Here is a 14,205-nt window from a genome sequence, read left to right on the forward strand (position 1 = left end):
CGGGGTCCGGGAAAGTGACGCAGGGACAGCCGGAGTGCCGTTTTTTGCTACCCGAATGTCCCGTCCTGTGGTTGGAACAGGCTCAGGCCGTGATAGATGCGGCAGAAATTGGGACCGCAGGGGCAAGACCGGGCGCGATGGGTGATTTGTGGGCAGGACTGGGCCAGGCTTTCTGGCTGCTGGTGACGCTGGATGCGGATCTGGTGGAGATCACCCTGCGGTCGCTGCGGGTGACGTTGACGGCCCTGGTCATCGCCTGTGCCATCGCGCTGCCGCTGGCGGCCTTTCTGGCGGTGCGCCGGTTCCGGCTGCGCCGCGCCACGATTGCGGTGCTGAACGCGTTGATGGGGCTGCCGCCGGTGGTGGTGGGGCTGGTGGTCTATGTTTTCCTGTCACGGGCCGGACCGTTTGGCGTCTTTGGCCTGCTGTTCACCCCGACGGCGATGATTGTTGCGCAGGTTATCATCGTGGTCCCCTTGGTGGCCTCTGTCGCGCATCAGTCCCTGCGTGAGCTGTGGAGCGATTACCACGATTTGCTCATTTCGATGAACGCCACCCAGTTCCAACGCATCAAGGCGCTGCTGTGGGATGGGCGGCGGGCGCTGCTGACGGCGGCGCTGGCGGGCTTTGGCCGCGCCATCGGCGAAGTCGGCGCAATCATGGTGGTGGGCGGCAACATCGACCATGCGACGCGGGTGCTGACCACGGCGATCGCGTTGGAGACGGGCAAGGGCGAATTTGCGATGGCGCTGGGGCTGGGCTTTGTGTTGATCGCGCTGGCGGTGGCGGTGAACCTTGCAATCCACTGGCTGGGCCGGACTGAGAGCGAGGGTCGCTGGTGATGCAGATGTTCCCTCTTGTGGTCCAGGGCGCCTGCGTGCGCCGCCGGGGCAAGCTGCTGGTCGGGCCGGTGGATCTGACGCTGGGCGGCCAAGGCAGCGCCATCGTGATCGGCCCCAACGGTGCGGGCAAGACCACGCTGCTGAAGATGTTGCACGGCATCGTGCGGATGCGGGACGGCAGCCTCGACTGGGCCTGCCCGCTGGCGGAGGCGCAGAAGCATCAGGCCTTCGTGTTCCAGACCCCGGTGATGATGCGCCGCACGGTGATCGAGAACATTGCCTATCCGCTGCGCTTGACGGGCATGGCCCGCCGCGACGCCCGCGCCCGCGCCGCCGATTGGGCCGCGCGGGTGGGGTTGGGCGACATTCCGGAGCGGCAGGCTACCAATCTGTCGGGCGGAGAGCGGCAGAAACTGGCGCTGGCCCGCGCCTTGGTGCGCGAACCGCAGGTGCTGTTCCTGGATGAACCCTGTGCCGCGCTGGACGGCCGCGCCACCCGCGAGATCGAGGAGATCCTGACCCGCGCCGCCGCCTCCGGCACCCGGCTAATCATGTCGACCCACAACATGGGGCAGGCACGGCGGCTGGCGGATGAGGTGATCTTTGTCCTTGGCGGGCGCATTCACGAATTCGGCCCGGCAGGTGATTTTTTTGCCGGGCCGCAAACCGCGCAAGCGCGCGCATTTCTGAACGGAGATATTGTAGAATGAAACAGCTGATTATGAGTGCGGTTGTCTCGCTGGCAATGGCCTCGGCCGCGCTGGCTGAAGAGATGAAGATGGCGGTCACCACCTCCTTCCACAACTCGGGCCTGGCTGAGATCCTGCTGCCGGAAATCAAGGCGGACCTCGGTCTGGACGTACAGCTGCTGGTGGTGGGCACCGGACAGGCGATCCGGCTGGGCGAAGCGGGTGATGTGGATGCGATTCTGGTGCATTCCAAAGCCGCCGAGGAAAAGTTTCTGGCGGGCGGAAACGGCACCCACCGGCGCGAGATCATGTATAATGATTTTGTCTTTATTGGCCCCAAGGCAGATCCTGCGGGCGCCGCGGATGCCGCCAATGCCGCCGCCGCCCTGCAAAACATTGCGGACGCCAAGGCTGCCTTTGTCAGCCGCGGCGACGACAGCGGCACCCACAAAAAAGAGCTGAGCCTGTGGTCCGCAGCCGGGCAGACGCCTGATGGTTTCGGCGACTGGTATCGCGCCGTCGGGGCCGGGATGGGTGCAGCACTGAACACCGCCGCTGGCATGGATGCCTATATCATGTCGGACCGTGCGAGCTGGCTGAACTTTGGCAACAAGGGGAATTTGGCGCTGCTGTTTGCAGGCGATCCGGTGCTGTTCAATCAGTATGCCTACCTGCCGGTGAACCCGGAAAAACACCCCCATGTGAAGCACGATCTTGCGATGCAACTGGAGATCTGGCTGGTCTCCGACAAGGCAAAGACGCTCATCGACGGCTACCAGATCAACGGTGAAACCCTGTTTGTTTTCAACGCCGAGCAGTAAGCTCTGCCCTGGCAGAACGCAGCCCCCGCCATTCGGCGGGGGCTTTTTGGCGCCGGTGTCCATCCGCGCCGCCTCAATCCGCGCCGCTTCAATCCTCGCCGCCGACGGTCAGGGTGACCCGGTCGCCGGCAAACCAGGTCCGCCCGAACTCCACCGGTGTGCCCGCACTGTCGACGCTGATTGAGGTGGTGCGCAGGATCGGCGCGCCCTCGCTGATGCGCAGATGCAGCGCTTGGGTGGCGGTGGCCAGCTTAGCGGTGATGCGGGTTTCCAGTCGGGTGTAATCCGCCACACCGCAGCGTTTCAACGCCGCGGTGATAGAGGTCTCCTCGCGCAGCGCCGCGCAGAGGTCGGGCAGGTGTTCCGCCGGAAACACCGCCTGGGCCAGCGCCACTGGCTGGCCATCGGCCAGTGACAGCCCGTCATAGACATGCACCGGATCGCCGGGTGCCAGCCCCAGCGCCTCGGCCTCGCGCACACCTGCGGCGCGGGTTTCCAGCATCAGCACCTCCTTGGCCGGGGTGCGTCCCTCCCGCGCCAGGTTCTGGTGAAAGCGCACCCGTTTGCCAATCGGGTAATCGGTGGGCCGCGCGGCCACGAACACCCCGGCCCCACGGCGCGCATGCACCAGGCCCTGCGCGGCCATCTCAGCCAGCGCCCGGCGCACCGTGTGGCGGTTGACCCCAAAGCGCGCCGACAGTTGCGCCTCGGCAGGCAACTTGGCGCCGGTGTCATAGCGCCCCTGCGCAATGTCGTCTGTCAGGGCGATGGCAATGGATTTCCAAACCGGGGTGCGGGCCATGTCACGGAACTTTCACAAGACTCAGATTGCGCCGCTGCGGGAGGCTCGGCTAGTATTTGTCTAGTTGTATAGTTGAAGTAGACAACCCGGCCAAGAGGCTTAGACAGATGAACACGAAAATTTCCGCACAGGACCGCAAAGGCTGGATGAGCCTTCTGGCCAGTGCAGACGAGGCCCGGCTCGCTGAGCTGTGGCAGGGCTACGGCGCCGATCCGGCCTGCGAGTGGCTGCGCCCCCCGGAGGCGGGTGGCGTGATGGTGCGCGGCCGGATGGGCGGCAGCGGCGCGCCGTTCAACCTCGGCGAGATGACGGTCACCCGCTGCGCGCTGGTGCTGGCGGATGGCACTGCGGGCCATGGCTATGTGCAGGGGCGCAGCAAGGCCAAGGCCGAAATCGTCGCCAAGATCGACGCGCTGATGCAGACCGGTGCGGCGGACGACCTGCGCGCCGCTGTTCTGACACCGCTGGCCGCAGAGCGCGTGGCCCTGAAGGAGGCCCGCGCCGCCAAGGCCGCGGCCACCAAGGTCGAATTTTACACCATGGTCCGAGGAGAGGACTGATGCAGGCACAGACCCGAAACACGGTCTATGGCGGTGGTTTTGCCAATCCGCCGGTGGACTCGGCGCATGGTTTTCGCGCCGCCATGAATGCCATGGCACGCCCTGGCAAGATCCAGCGGATCAGCGGTGCGACCCCGCCTGCCGGTATCTCGCCCGCGGCCGGCTGCTTGCTGCTGACACTGTGCGACCCGGAAACCGGCGTCTATCTGGCACCGGATGTGGACAGCGAAGACCTGCGCGGCTGGCTGACCTTTCACACCGGCGCGCCGGTTGTGGCGGCCGAACAGGCAGATTTTGCCCTCGGGGGCTGGGTGGCCCTAATGCCGCTGGAGCGTTTTCGCATCGGCACCGCGGAATACCCCGACCGCTCGGCCACGCTGATCGTTGAGATGCCCAGTCTGGATGCGCCCAATGCGCAGTTGCAGGGGCCGGGGATCAAGGACAGCGCCCATCTTGCGCTGCCCGAACTGGACGCATTCCAGCGCAATGCGCTGCTCTATCCGCTGGGTGTTGATTTCTTTTTCACCTGCGCCGGGTCCGTCGCGGCCCTGCCGCGTTCCACCCAGATCAGCGCCGAGGATTAAGCCATGTATGTTGCAGTAAAAGGCGGCGAGCAGGCAATTGACAATGCCCATGCCTGGCTGGCCGAAGAGCGCCGCGGCGACACGTCCGTGGCAGAGCTCAGCCTCGCCCAGATCCGCGAGCAGATGAGCCTCGCATTAAACCGGGTGATGGCCGAAGGTTCGCTGTATGATCCCGACCTCGCGGCGCTGGCGATAAAGCAGTCGCGCGGAGACCTGATTGAGGCAATTTTTCTGATCCGCGCATATCGCACCACGCTGCCACGCTTTGGTTATACGCAGCCGGTGGACACGGGTGCCATGGCCTGCGACCGGCGTATCTCGGCGACCTTCAAGGATGCGCCGGGCGGGCAGGTGCTGGGGCCGACATTCGACTACACCCACCGGTTGCTGGATTTCAAACTGGCCGCCGATGGCGAGGTGCCCGCCGCCCCGGTGGCAGAGCCACGCTGCGAATCCACGCCGCATATCACCGAGTTTCTGCAAGGCGAGGACATCATCGAGCGCGAGCCAGCCTCGGACGCGGAGCCGGGCGATCTGACCCGCGAGCCGATGGCCTTTCCGGCTGGGCGGGCGGTGCGGTTGCAATCGCTGACGCGCGGCGATGAGGGTTTCATCCTTGGCATGGCCTATTCGACCCAGCGTGGCTATGCGCGCAACCACGCCTTTGTCGGTGAGCTGCGCATCGGCACCGTACCGGTGGAGATGGAAATCCCCGAGCTGGGCTTTGCCATCGAGATTGGCGAGATCGAGCTGACCGAATGCGAGACGGTGAACCAGTTCAAGGGATCGAAAACCGTGCCGCCGCAGTTCACCCGCGGCTATGGTCTGGTGTTCGGCCAGTCAGAGCGCAAATCCATCGCCATGGCGCTGGTCGACCGCGCCCTGCGCTGGGAGGAGCTGGGCGAGGACAACGTCGGCGCGGCCGCGCAGGATGAGGAATTTGTTCTGAGCCACGCCGACAACATCCAGGCCACCGGCTTCCTGGAGCATATCAAGCTGCCGCATTACGTCGATTTCCAGTCAGAGCTGGAGCTGGTCCGCAAACTGCGCCGCGAGGCCGCAGAACTGGCGGAAAACTTTTCAGCACAGGAGGCTGCGGAATGAGCGACTACAACTTTGCATACCTAGACGAACAGACCAAGCGGATGATCCGCCGGGCGATCCTCAAAGGTTTGGCGGCGCCGGGCTATCAGGTGCCCTTCGCCAGCCGCGAGATGCCGATGCCCTATGGTTGGGGCACCGGCGGCGTGCAGGTCTCGGCCGCAACGCTGACGCCGGACGACACGCTGAAAGTGATCGACCAGGGCGCAGATGACACCACCAACGCGGTGTCGATCCGCAAGTTCTTTGAACGCACGGCAGGCGTGGCCACGACGGAAGAAACGACAAAGGCCAGCGTCATCCAGACCCGCCACCGCATCCCCGAGGCCGAGCTGAACGAGGATCAAATTCTCGTCTATCAGGTGCCGATCCCGGAGCCGCTGCGCTTCCTTGAGCCGCGCGAAACCGAGACCCGCAAGATGCACGCCTTGCAGGAATACGGGCTGATGCACGTGAAACTCTACGAGGACATCAGCCAGCATGGCGCCATCGCCACCGCCTATGCCTATCCGGTCAAGGTCGAGGGGCGCTATGTAATGGATCCCTCGCCGATCCCGAAATTCGACAACCCCAAGATGGAGATGGCCGCGATACAGCTGTTCGGTGCAGGCCGCGAGCAGCGCATCTATGCGGTGCCACCCTATACCCAAGTGGTCTCTCTGGACTTCGAGGACTACCCGTTCGAGGCCAGCAAGGCCGACCATCCCTGCGACCTGTGCGGGGCAGAGGACAGCTATCTGGATGAGGTGATCCTGGATGATGCGGGCAGCAGGATGTTTGTCTGCTCGGACACCGATTATTGCCGCGCGCGGCGCGAGGCGGGCCACAGCGGCCGCCTGGGAGAGGAGGCAGCGTGATGACACCCTTGCTGCAAGTGAAGAATGTCGCCAAGATGTATGGCGCGCGCATCGGCTGCACCGACGTCAGCTTTGACCTGTACCCCGGTGAGGTGATGGGCATTGTCGGCGAAAGCGGCTCTGGCAAGTCGACGCTGCTGAACAGTCTTGCGGGCCATCTGACCCCGGACCGCGGGGAGGTGATCTTTGACACCCGCGTAGACGGGCCGGTAGATACCGTCACCATGTCGGAACCGCAGCGGCGTATGCTCAGCCGGACCGACTGGGCCTTTGTGCATCAGCACGCCCGCGACGGGCTGCGGATGTCGGTCAGCGCCGGTGGCAACATCGGTGAACGCCTGATGGCGGTGGGTGACCGCCATTACGGGTCAATCCGCGAACGCGCCGCTGATTGGTTGGGCCGGGTGGAGATCGCCGACAACCGCATTGATGACCGCCCCTCAGCCTTCTCCGGGGGCATGCAGCAGCGACTTCAGATCGCCCGAAATCTGGTGACCGGACCACGGCTGGTGTTCATGGATGAACCAACCGGCGGGCTGGATGTCTCGGTGCAGGCACGGCTGCTGGATCTCTTGCGCGGACTGGTGCGCGAGATGGGGCTGAGCGCGATCATCGTCACCCATGACCTGGCTGTGGTGCGGCTGCTGGCGGACCGGTTGATGGTGATGAAAGACGGCCATGTGGTTGAAAGTGGGCTGACCGATCAGGTGCTGGATGACCCCCAGCACGGCTATACCCAGCTGCTGGTCTCCAGCGTGCTGCAAGTCTGAGAGTGGCGAGATGATTGAACTGAACAACGTGAGCAAGAGCTTTACTCTGCACAATCAGGGCAGCGCGGTGATCCCGGTGATGGAGGGCGCCAGCCTGCATGTGAAACCGGGCGAATGTGTCGGGCTGACCGGTGCGTCGGGGGCGGGCAAATCCACCCTGATGCGGGTGATCTACGGCAACTACCTGGCCGCCTCTGGCAGCGTCATGGTTGGCGGCACCGATGTGGCCCGGGCCGAGCCGCGCGAGATCCTGGAGCTGCGCCGCCACACCCTAGGCTATGTCAGCCAGTTCTTGCGGGTGGTGCCACGGGTCGCCACGCTGGACGTGGTGGCTGAGCCGCTCTTGGCGGTTGGCACCCCGATTGAGGTCGCCCGCGACAAGGCCGCCTCCCTGCTGGCCAAGCTGAACATTCCCGAACGGCTGTGGGGGCTAAGTCCCACCACCTTTTCCGGGGGAGAGCAGCAGCGGGTCAACATCGCCCGCGGCTTTGCGCATGACTACCCGGCGCTGCTGCTGGACGAACCCACCGCCAGCCTGGACGCACAGAACCGGGCCACCGTGTTGGGGCTGATCGAAGGCGCAAAGGAACGCGGCGCGGCGATCATCGGCATCTTCCACGACGAGACAGCGCGCGAACAGGTCTGCGACCGGTTCATCGATGTCTCTGCCTTCACACCGCGGGCTGCGGCATGACCGGGCGCACAGCGACAGGCCCGGTGATTGCCGTGGTGGGTCCGTCCGGCGTCGGCAAGGACAGCCTGATGTCGGCGCTCGCGGTCTCGGGACCAAACCTGCGCATCATGCGGCGGGTGATCACCCGCGCGCCCGAAGCGGGGGGCGAGGATTACCAGCCCGTCAGCGTGCCTGAGTTTTCGGCGCTGTCGGAAAGCGGTGTCTTCGCGCTGCAATGGCAGGCGCATGGGCTGCACTACGGCATCCCGCGCGATATCGAAGGGCTGCGGCAGGGCGCGGGCGGGGTGCTGGTCAACCTGTCGCGCGGCGTGCTGCCTCAGGCGCAGGAGGTGTTTGGCGACCTTGTCGTGCTGTCCGTCACAGCCCGGCCCGAGGTGCTGGAAAAAAGGCTGCTCGCACGTGGCCGCGAAGATGCCGACGAGGTTCGCCAGCGGCTGGTGCGCGCAGACCGTCCGCTGCCCGATGGGCTGTGCCGCGTGCATGAGATCGACAACAGCGGTGCGCTCAGCGCCGCCGTGCAGGCGGCGCTGAAAGCCCTTCAGCCGGAAAGGGCATAGCGATGGATCAGGTGAAACCGACCGTCTGCAGCCTCGCCCATCAGCGCCAGATCCCGGACTTCAAACGGTGCGGGCAGCAGCGGCAACAGGTGGCGGGTCAGGGCCTCCTCAACTGGGGGCAGCTGGGCCTTGGGCAGCTTGCCGGTCAGGGTGATGTGAAAGCGGAACTGGTCCATCACATAAGGGTAGCCCCAGCGGGTCAGATTCTCGTCCTGCTCCGCGCTCAGCCCGGCCGCGCGGCGGCGGGCCAGCTCACCCGCGGGCGCAGGTGCGCGAAACGGGTCGAGGTCGCGCACGCAGGCTGCCGCCAGCGCGTTCAGCGCGGTCTCGTCCCCCGCAGGGCGCAGCGCCAAAAAGCGTCCCAGCCGCGCCATTTTCAACCCCTCCAGCGTGACGGGTTTCTGGCGCGCGGCAAGGGTCGCACAGGCGTCCTCCAGCGCGGCCTGGCTCTGGCCCTCGGCCAGCCGCATCGGCGGCTTGATCGTCGCATGCAGCCCGTATTTGCGCGGCACTGCGGTGATGTCCGCAACATCCAGCCCGGCGATGGCGGGATGGGGCAGCTCCGCCCCCGTTTCCATGTCCCAGCCCAGCCAGCTGGCCCCAAACCGGCTCCAGTCCGCTGCCGCGGGCGGCGCATAGTAGATCGCGTATCGCGTGAATGTCACATTGGCCTCCTAGACGTGGCCTTCCATAGCTCGAAAGATGTGTAGTTCAGATGACAGAAGAGTTGATACTTGCCAATGCCACCCTGGTGCTGCCCGGCGAAACACTGGTCGGCTGCGTAAAGATCGCGGACGGCACCATCGCCGACATTGCGCAAGGCACCACCGTGCCCGCCGGTGCGGTGGACTGCGGCGGCGATTACATCTGCCCTGGCCTGGTGGAGCTGCACACCGACAATCTGGAACGCCACATCCAGCCGCGCCCGCGTGTCGACTGGCCCCACGCCAGCGCCATCATCGCCCATGATGCAGAACTGGCGGGGACCGGCATCACCACCGTGTTCGACGCCATGCGCGTCGGCTCGATCAAGCGCAAGGAAAGCCGTTATGGCGCCTATGCGCGGCAACTGGCGAGCGAGCTGCTGGAGCTTCGCGGCCAGAACGCGCTGAAAATCTCGCATTTCCTGCATTTGCGGGCCGAGGTCTGCTCGGAATCGCTGCTGGAAGAGCTGAATGAATTCGGCGAATCCGACCGGGTTGGGCTGGTGTCCTTGATGGATCACACGCCGGGTCAGCGGCAGTTTCGCGACATTTCCAAGCTGGAAGCCTATGTAAAGGGCAAGCACGGCTTTGATGATGCGGCCTTTCAGGCCCATGTGGCGCATCTGAAATCCCTGCGCGACACCTATGGCGACCTGCACGAGGCTGAGGCCGTGAAAGCCGCGCGGCGGTTTGGGGCGGTGCTCGCCAGCCACGATGACACCACCGCGGAGCAGGTGGCAGTGTCCGCGGGGCATGGCATCCAACTGGCAGAATTCCCCACCACGGTGGAGGCGGCGCAGGCCTGCCGTGCCCACGGCATCAAGGTGATGATGGGCGCGCCGAACCTGATCCGCGGCGGCTCGCACTCTGGCAATGTCGCGGCGCATGAACTGGCGGAGGTGGAACTGTTGGACATCATTTCGTCCGATTACGTGCCGGCGGCGTTGCTGATGTCGGCGGTGCAGTTGGGACAGTTGTGGGGCGACATGGCCCGCGGATTGGGCGCGGTGACCCATGCGCCGGCCGATGCCGTGGCGCTGGCGGACCGCGGGCGTCTGGAGACCGGCAAACGGGCCGATCTGATCCGGTTCAGGCTAATGTCCGGTGCGCCGGTTCTGCGCGGGGTCTGGTCCCGCGGCGCGCGGGTGGCCTGACGCCGCCCGGCGCGCCGTCTGTAAGTGGTCAGCCTGCGCGATAGAACATGTAGCGGCCCGGCGGGATGCCCGCGGGGCCGTCCAGCTCCTCCAGTCCGACCAGCGGCTGGCCGGACACGATGATGCCGCCGGCGGTCATGACCGCAGCGATATGTGGCGACAGGGCGGCGGCCTCGGCCACGTCCTTTGTCTTGTCTCCAAAGCCCAGATCGTAATGCGCCAGCGCGATCCGGTGACCGCCCTGTGCCAGCCGGGCCAGCATCGGCCGCGCCTCGCCTTGCAGGAAATCCTGCTCCGGCGGCTCGCAGGAGGGGTGGCATTGCAGCACCCGGTCGATCACCCAGATGCGCCGGTCTGTCAGGGTTTCGCGCAGATGGTCATAGGTGCGCCCGTTGCCCAGCCCCATGTCCAGCACGTCGCCGCTGATTTGGGCCACCTGTTCAGCGGCCCAGTTCAGCCCGTCGCGCTGGGCGGTCAGGCGGCGCAGCATGGAGTCCAGGCGGCTCATGTCAGGTCATCCTTTCGTCATAGGTCCAGGCCTCTGCCGGGCCGGCCAGCAGGCGCTCTGCCAATGCCACGGTAAACTCCCAGGTGGCACGGTCCTGCACCAGATGATGGGTGAGCAGCCCGTAGGGTTCGGCGCCGTCGGCGTCGCCCAGGCGGCGGTCGCGCAGCTGGCGGGTGACCTGCGCAATCAGCTGCTGCGGCGGCAGCAGGCCGCGGTCCGCCTTCCAGTTTATCGGATCCAGATGGGTGTTTACGCGCAACAGCCCCGGTGCGGATTTGGCCTGTTTGCGCGGGCCAAAGGTCGAAACCGCGGAGTAACCGGCACCCGCCAGCCAGGTCAGCATCTGCGGGCTGATGCGGTTCCAGGGCGGCACGAACATCGGGCGCAGAGTGCTGCCGAACAGATCCTTCAGGGTGGCCAGCCCGCGTTCGGCGTCCTCCAGCAGGTCATCCAGCGGCCGGTGGGCGCCGAATTCGGCCTTTTTCTCGCCCGTCGGGGCATGGTTGTGATGCGCCCAGCCATGCACCACCGGCAGCAAGTGCGGTTGCGCCGCGACATAGCGGGCGAGATCCGGGGTCGCGCCTTGCGGGATCACCGCCAGATGCACCGGCAGCTCCAGCCGGGCAGAGACCTTTGCCAGCCGCTCCAAGTCTGCGGAGTGCGACATCGCGTCGTCGTCCCGCCACCACAAGGGCAGCACCAGCCCTGCGGCGTGCCATCGGCTCAGCTCTGTATCCAGCTCGTTCCAGTCGGGTATCATCCGCGCTCCTTCTCCAGCTGCGCAGCAATCTCCACCGTCCGGGCGGCGCCGTCAAACCTGAAACCGCTGGAATCACGCGGCGGCGCCTGCATGGCGGCTTTGATCGCAGCGCATAGCGCCGCCGGAGACAGCTGGGCAGAGGTCAGCACCTGGATGCCGTTAAGCGGCGCCAGACTGCTGGCGCGCAGGCCCTGTTCGGTCTCATTGCCGGCATCAAAGGGGATCAGCACCGCAGGGGTCGCTGCCTGCAGAAGGTCCAGTGCGGTGTTGTAGCCGCACATGCTGACAGAGGCCGCGGCATGCGACAGCATCTGCCGGAAATCGGGCCGGGCAGGCTCCAGCACGGCCGGGGAGCCCGCCTTGGTAAACTCCTCGATCCGCGCGGCCGCATCGGCGCCGCCGACCAGCAGCCGCCAGCGGTGTTCGGGCATCAGCCGGGCGGCCTCAAGTGCTGTTTGGTAGAGATCGGCGCCAACGCTGCCGCCGCCCGCGCTGACCAGAATTTCACCCGCGCCGGCGCGGTCCGGGTGCGGCCCGGCGGCGGCAGGCGCGACATAGCCGGTGTAGCGCAGCTTGGCCGCCAGCATGGGCGACACCGGCCAGCTGACCTGCAACCGGGTGGCCGCGGGATCAGAATGTACCAGCACCGCGTCGTAATGCTGCGCCAGCACCGCATCGGCCTTCACCGCCTTTTCCGGTTTCGAGGGCGGCGCCAGAATATCGCGGACTGAAGACAGGATCACCGGGCGGCGTGGCATCTGGTGCGCCGCCTCCAGCAGCGCCAGAAACTCGCCACGCAAGGAGCGGCGGCCAAAGGGATAAAGTTCGGTGATCAGTACATCCGGCTGTACCTGATGCAGGGCAGCGCACAGCTGCGCCCGACGCCGCGCCAGATCATCCTCCTGTGCCACCCTGCCGTCCGCAGTGAGCAGCCGGGTGAAATCCACCCCGTCAGAGCGCAGCGGCGGCAGCTGTTGCAGGGCGATGCCGCGGGTGTCCAACTGCGGCGCGGGAAAACCGCCACTGACCAATGTTACCTGATGCCCGGCCCGGTCAAAGGCCCGTGCCAGCGTCAGCGCCCGCGACAGATGGCCGGTGCCCAGCAGATGTGTGACGGCGATCAGAACCTTCATGCGCTGGCCTCGCGGATCAGGCGGACGGGCTCGACCCAGAAGCGCAGAGAGGTGCCGTCGATCTCAAGCACGAACAGCCGGTTGCGCTTGATCCGGAACGGCGCGGGGCCGTCGAAGTTCCAGCCATGCGCCTGCGCCAGGATCATCCGCATGATGCCGATGTGGCAGACCGCCACCGTGTCGCGCGTCAGCCCGTGCAGCCAGGGTTCGATCCGGGCCCAGACCTCCGCCGGGGTTTCTCCGCCGGGCGGGCGGTAGTGCCAGCCCCAATCCTCGATGTCACGAAAGCCGCTGTCGGGGTCCGATTTCAGATCGGTGCCGTGCAGCCCCTCCCATTCGCCCCAGTTCATCTCCGTCAGTGCCGGCGAGGTGCGGGGCGCGCGGCCTGCCACCAACGCGGCGGTTTCCGCCGCCCGGGTCAGGGGGCTGGACCACAGGTCGGCCTCTGCCCAGTCCGGTGGCAGGCGGTGTGCGGCCAGCTCCGCGCGGGCGGAATTGTCCAGCGCAATGTCGCTGCGCCCCTGTATGCGGCCCGCGCGGTTCCAGGGGGTATGGCCATGGCGCAGCAGGGCAAGTCGGATCATCGCGAGACCTCGATCAATGGGGTGACAGTGTTCCAGAAGCACGCCGCCGCGGCCGGTGCAAGGTGGCGGCGTTCAATATACGCCCGCGCAAGCGCGCTGCGGCTGCGGCGCAGGTCCGGGGCGCTCAGCAGCGCCGCCGCCAGCGCCGCCAGGCCCGCCGCGCCCTGGTCGACGGCGGGGTAGTTCCCCGGAAGCAGCACATCGCGCACACCGGGCCGGTCCTGCGCCACCACCGGCAGCCCATGCGCCTGTGCCTCCAGATAGACCATGCCGAACGCCTCGTTTACGCCGGGCCACAGCAACAAGCTGGCGCGGCCATAGGCCTGCGCCAGCGTCACTGGCGGCAGCTGGCCCCGAAAACGCACCCGTGCCCCAAAGGGCGCCATCAAGGTCTCGACCTCGTGGCGGGCGGGGCCATCTCCGACGATGTCCAGCTGCCAGTCGCCCTCCATCAGCGCCAGGGTCTCGGCAATCAGCCGGTAGGACGCCAGCTTGTCGCCCTGGCGCATCATCGCCACAGTCAGCATCGGTGCGTCCAGCGATGTGGCGCGGGGCAGGGTGTCTCGTGGCAGGAAGGGCGGTAGCTGCGCCAGCAGCTGATCGCCTGCCCGGTCCCGCTGCAAAGCAAAGCGGTCGCGTTCGGTGAAGTGAAAGATCGCCGCGGCCGCATCGGCAGCGTCATGGGCGGCGCGGGCAAAATCCGCCCAGCCGCCGGTCAGTCGCTTCTTTGCGCGGGTGGACTCGATCTGCACATAAGGAATGCCGCGGGCGTCGGCCACGGCGGGGCCGATCAGGTCGGGTGCCTTGTAGTAATTGTGATAGGTGACCCACAAATTCACCTGCGGCATGTCCCCTCGCAGCCGGGTGACCTCGGCTGTGGCCGCGCGCCGCAGCGCGTCCTGCGTGCTGGCGCATCCCTGTTTGTCATATATCCGTAGATCCGAGGCCAGATGCACCTCGGCACCGCTGCCACGCAGCAGCGCTATCAGATTGCGCGCGATCTCGCGGTCGCCCGAAGGCACCGGGTGGTGCGGCGGCTTCAGTGGCGCGTAAAAGGCGATCCGCGTGCCGCTGCCCGGAGCCAT

General features: G+C 66.3%; 18 protein-coding genes. 11 read left to right on the top strand and 7 right to left on the bottom strand.

What is annotated here, in order from left to right:
* The first annotated feature begins 137 nt into the window (after nucleotides 1–137).
* From AC0IPL_RS13900 to AC0IPL_RS13910, 3 genes are read left to right on the top strand one after another with little or no spacing between them, the layout of a single operon-like run.
* On the top strand, nucleotides 138–842 hold the full coding sequence (locus AC0IPL_RS13900; protein ID WP_474275127.1) for an ABC transporter permease: 705 nt from the start codon (nucleotides 138–140) through the stop codon (nucleotides 840–842).
* Complete coding sequence (locus AC0IPL_RS13905) at nucleotides 842–1,552, top strand: ATP-binding cassette domain-containing protein (protein ID WP_474275128.1); 711 nt, start codon at nucleotides 842–844, stop codon at nucleotides 1,550–1,552. The genes AC0IPL_RS13900 and AC0IPL_RS13905 overlap by 1 nt, the downstream gene beginning before the upstream one ends.
* A complete protein-coding gene (locus AC0IPL_RS13910; RefSeq protein WP_474275130.1) occupies nucleotides 1,549–2,352 on the top strand; it encodes an ABC transporter substrate-binding protein in 804 nt (267 codons plus the stop codon). Before AC0IPL_RS13905 ends, AC0IPL_RS13910 begins: the two co-directional genes overlap by 4 nt.
* Before the next feature lie 88 nt (nucleotides 2,353–2,440).
* Here AC0IPL_RS13910 and phnF read toward each other — a convergent pair whose 3' ends face one another.
* Nucleotides 2,441–3,154 carry a phosphonate metabolism transcriptional regulator PhnF gene (gene phnF, locus AC0IPL_RS13915; protein ID WP_474275132.1) on the bottom strand — a complete coding sequence of 238 codons (714 nt, stop codon included), beginning with the start codon at nucleotides 3,152–3,154 and terminating at the stop codon, nucleotides 2,441–2,443.
* 107 nt (nucleotides 3,155–3,261) lie between these two features.
* Between phnF and phnG the strand changes: the two genes are divergently transcribed.
* The 7 genes from phnG to phnN are packed head-to-tail and all read left to right on the top strand — an operon-like array spanning nucleotide 3,262 to nucleotide 8,277.
* The gene (gene phnG / locus AC0IPL_RS13920) at nucleotides 3,262–3,714 is read left to right on the top strand and encodes a phosphonate C-P lyase system protein PhnG (RefSeq protein WP_474275134.1); all 453 of its coding nucleotides are present in this window, start codon (nucleotides 3,262–3,264) and stop codon (nucleotides 3,712–3,714) included.
* A complete protein-coding gene (gene phnH / locus AC0IPL_RS13925; protein ID WP_474275135.1) occupies nucleotides 3,714–4,298 on the top strand; it encodes a phosphonate C-P lyase system protein PhnH in 585 nt (194 codons plus the stop codon). The genes phnG and phnH overlap by 1 nt, the downstream gene beginning before the upstream one ends.
* Nucleotides 4,299–4,301: 3 nt before the next feature.
* Nucleotides 4,302–5,402, top strand: coding sequence for a carbon-phosphorus lyase complex subunit (locus tag AC0IPL_RS13930; RefSeq protein WP_474275137.1), 1,101 nt, complete (start codon nucleotides 4,302–4,304; stop codon nucleotides 5,400–5,402).
* Nucleotides 5,399–6,256 (top strand): alpha-D-ribose 1-methylphosphonate 5-phosphate C-P-lyase PhnJ, encoded by an 858-nt coding sequence (locus tag AC0IPL_RS13935; RefSeq protein WP_474275139.1) that lies wholly within the window; start codon nucleotides 5,399–5,401, stop codon nucleotides 6,254–6,256. The genes AC0IPL_RS13930 and AC0IPL_RS13935 overlap by 4 nt, the downstream gene beginning before the upstream one ends.
* Complete coding sequence (phnK, locus tag AC0IPL_RS13940; protein ID WP_474275140.1) at nucleotides 6,256–7,026, top strand: phosphonate C-P lyase system protein PhnK; 771 nt, start codon at nucleotides 6,256–6,258, stop codon at nucleotides 7,024–7,026. Before AC0IPL_RS13935 ends, phnK begins: the two co-directional genes overlap by 1 nt.
* Before the next feature lie 10 nt (nucleotides 7,027–7,036).
* Complete coding sequence (gene phnL / locus AC0IPL_RS13945; RefSeq protein WP_474275142.1) at nucleotides 7,037–7,720, top strand: phosphonate C-P lyase system protein PhnL; 684 nt, start codon at nucleotides 7,037–7,039, stop codon at nucleotides 7,718–7,720.
* The gene (gene phnN, locus AC0IPL_RS13950; RefSeq protein ID WP_474275143.1) at nucleotides 7,717–8,277 is read left to right on the top strand and encodes a phosphonate metabolism protein/1,5-bisphosphokinase (PRPP-forming) PhnN; all 561 of its coding nucleotides are present in this window, start codon (nucleotides 7,717–7,719) and stop codon (nucleotides 8,275–8,277) included. Before phnL ends, phnN begins: the two co-directional genes overlap by 4 nt.
* Here phnN and AC0IPL_RS13955 read toward each other — a convergent pair.
* Entirely contained in the window at nucleotides 8,259–8,942 is a 684-nt protein-coding gene (locus tag AC0IPL_RS13955; RefSeq protein WP_474275144.1) for a DUF1045 domain-containing protein, read from the bottom strand. The genes phnN and AC0IPL_RS13955 overlap by 19 nt on opposite strands.
* Before the next feature lie 50 nt (nucleotides 8,943–8,992).
* Here AC0IPL_RS13955 and AC0IPL_RS13960 point away from each other — a divergent pair, with 50 nt between their 5' ends.
* Complete coding sequence (locus AC0IPL_RS13960) at nucleotides 8,993–10,135, top strand: alpha-D-ribose 1-methylphosphonate 5-triphosphate diphosphatase (protein WP_474275145.1); 1,143 nt, start codon at nucleotides 8,993–8,995, stop codon at nucleotides 10,133–10,135.
* A gap of 28 nt (nucleotides 10,136–10,163) precedes the next feature.
* Here the strand turns inward: AC0IPL_RS13960 and AC0IPL_RS13965 are convergent, their stop codons facing one another.
* The 5 genes from AC0IPL_RS13965 to AC0IPL_RS13985 are packed head-to-tail and all read right to left on the bottom strand — an operon-like array spanning nucleotide 10,164 to nucleotide 14,205.
* Nucleotides 10,164–10,643 carry a class I SAM-dependent methyltransferase gene (locus AC0IPL_RS13965; protein ID WP_474275146.1) on the bottom strand — a complete coding sequence of 160 codons (480 nt, stop codon included), beginning with the start codon at nucleotides 10,641–10,643 and terminating at the stop codon, nucleotides 10,164–10,166.
* A 1-nt stretch (nucleotide 10,644) separates the two neighbouring features.
* Complete coding sequence (locus AC0IPL_RS13970) at nucleotides 10,645–11,403, bottom strand: polysaccharide deacetylase family protein (protein WP_474275148.1); 759 nt, start codon at nucleotides 11,401–11,403, stop codon at nucleotides 10,645–10,647.
* Nucleotides 11,400–12,536, bottom strand: coding sequence for a glycosyltransferase family protein (locus AC0IPL_RS13975; protein WP_474275149.1), 1,137 nt, complete (start codon nucleotides 12,534–12,536; stop codon nucleotides 11,400–11,402). The genes AC0IPL_RS13970 and AC0IPL_RS13975 overlap by 4 nt, the downstream gene beginning before the upstream one ends.
* Entirely contained in the window at nucleotides 12,533–13,120 is a 588-nt protein-coding gene (locus AC0IPL_RS13980; RefSeq protein ID WP_474275150.1) for a histidine phosphatase family protein, read from the bottom strand. The genes AC0IPL_RS13975 and AC0IPL_RS13980 overlap by 4 nt, the downstream gene beginning before the upstream one ends.
* Nucleotides 13,117–14,205 (bottom strand): glycosyltransferase, encoded by a 1,089-nt coding sequence (locus AC0IPL_RS13985; protein WP_474275151.1) that lies wholly within the window; start codon nucleotides 14,203–14,205, stop codon nucleotides 13,117–13,119. The genes AC0IPL_RS13980 and AC0IPL_RS13985 overlap by 4 nt, the downstream gene beginning before the upstream one ends.

The sequence above is a fragment of the Leisingera sp. SA32 genome (assembly GCF_056033425.1).

Bases quoted from the DNA above. Each gene is read 5' to 3' on its own strand.
- AC0IPL_RS13970 (WP_474275148.1), bottom strand. From the start codon at position 11,403: ATGATACCCGACTGGAACGAGCTGGATACAGAGCTGAGCCGATGGCAC.
- phnF (WP_474275132.1), bottom strand. From the start codon at position 3,154: ATGGCCCGCACCCCGGTTTGGAAATCCATTGCCATCGCCCTGACAGAC.
- AC0IPL_RS13960 (WP_474275145.1), top strand. From the start codon at position 8,993: ATGACAGAAGAGTTGATACTTGCCAATGCCACCCTGGTGCTGCCCGGC.
- AC0IPL_RS13980 (WP_474275150.1), bottom strand. From the start codon at position 13,120: ATGATCCGACTTGCCCTGCTGCGCCATGGCCATACCCCCTGGAACCGC.
- phnL (WP_474275142.1), top strand. From the start codon at position 7,037: ATGATTGAACTGAACAACGTGAGCAAGAGCTTTACTCTGCACAATCAG.
- AC0IPL_RS13985 (WP_474275151.1), bottom strand. From the start codon at position 14,205: ATGGCTCCGGGCAGCGGCACGCGGATCGCCTTTTACGCGCCACTGAAG.
- phnG (WP_474275134.1), top strand. From the start codon at position 3,262: ATGAACACGAAAATTTCCGCACAGGACCGCAAAGGCTGGATGAGCCTT.
- AC0IPL_RS13975 (WP_474275149.1), bottom strand. From the start codon at position 12,536: ATGAAGGTTCTGATCGCCGTCACACATCTGCTGGGCACCGGCCATCTG.
- AC0IPL_RS13900 (WP_474275127.1), top strand. From the start codon at position 138: ATGGGTGATTTGTGGGCAGGACTGGGCCAGGCTTTCTGGCTGCTGGTG.
- AC0IPL_RS13965 (WP_474275146.1), bottom strand. From the start codon at position 10,643: ATGAGCCGCCTGGACTCCATGCTGCGCCGCCTGACCGCCCAGCGCGAC.
- AC0IPL_RS13930 (WP_474275137.1), top strand. From the start codon at position 4,302: ATGTATGTTGCAGTAAAAGGCGGCGAGCAGGCAATTGACAATGCCCAT.
- phnK (WP_474275140.1), top strand. From the start codon at position 6,256: ATGACACCCTTGCTGCAAGTGAAGAATGTCGCCAAGATGTATGGCGCG.
- phnH (WP_474275135.1), top strand. From the start codon at position 3,714: ATGCAGGCACAGACCCGAAACACGGTCTATGGCGGTGGTTTTGCCAAT.
- phnN (WP_474275143.1), top strand. From the start codon at position 7,717: ATGACCGGGCGCACAGCGACAGGCCCGGTGATTGCCGTGGTGGGTCCG.
- AC0IPL_RS13910 (WP_474275130.1), top strand. From the start codon at position 1,549: ATGAAACAGCTGATTATGAGTGCGGTTGTCTCGCTGGCAATGGCCTCG.
- AC0IPL_RS13935 (WP_474275139.1), top strand. From the start codon at position 5,399: ATGAGCGACTACAACTTTGCATACCTAGACGAACAGACCAAGCGGATG.
- AC0IPL_RS13905 (WP_474275128.1), top strand. From the start codon at position 842: ATGCAGATGTTCCCTCTTGTGGTCCAGGGCGCCTGCGTGCGCCGCCGG.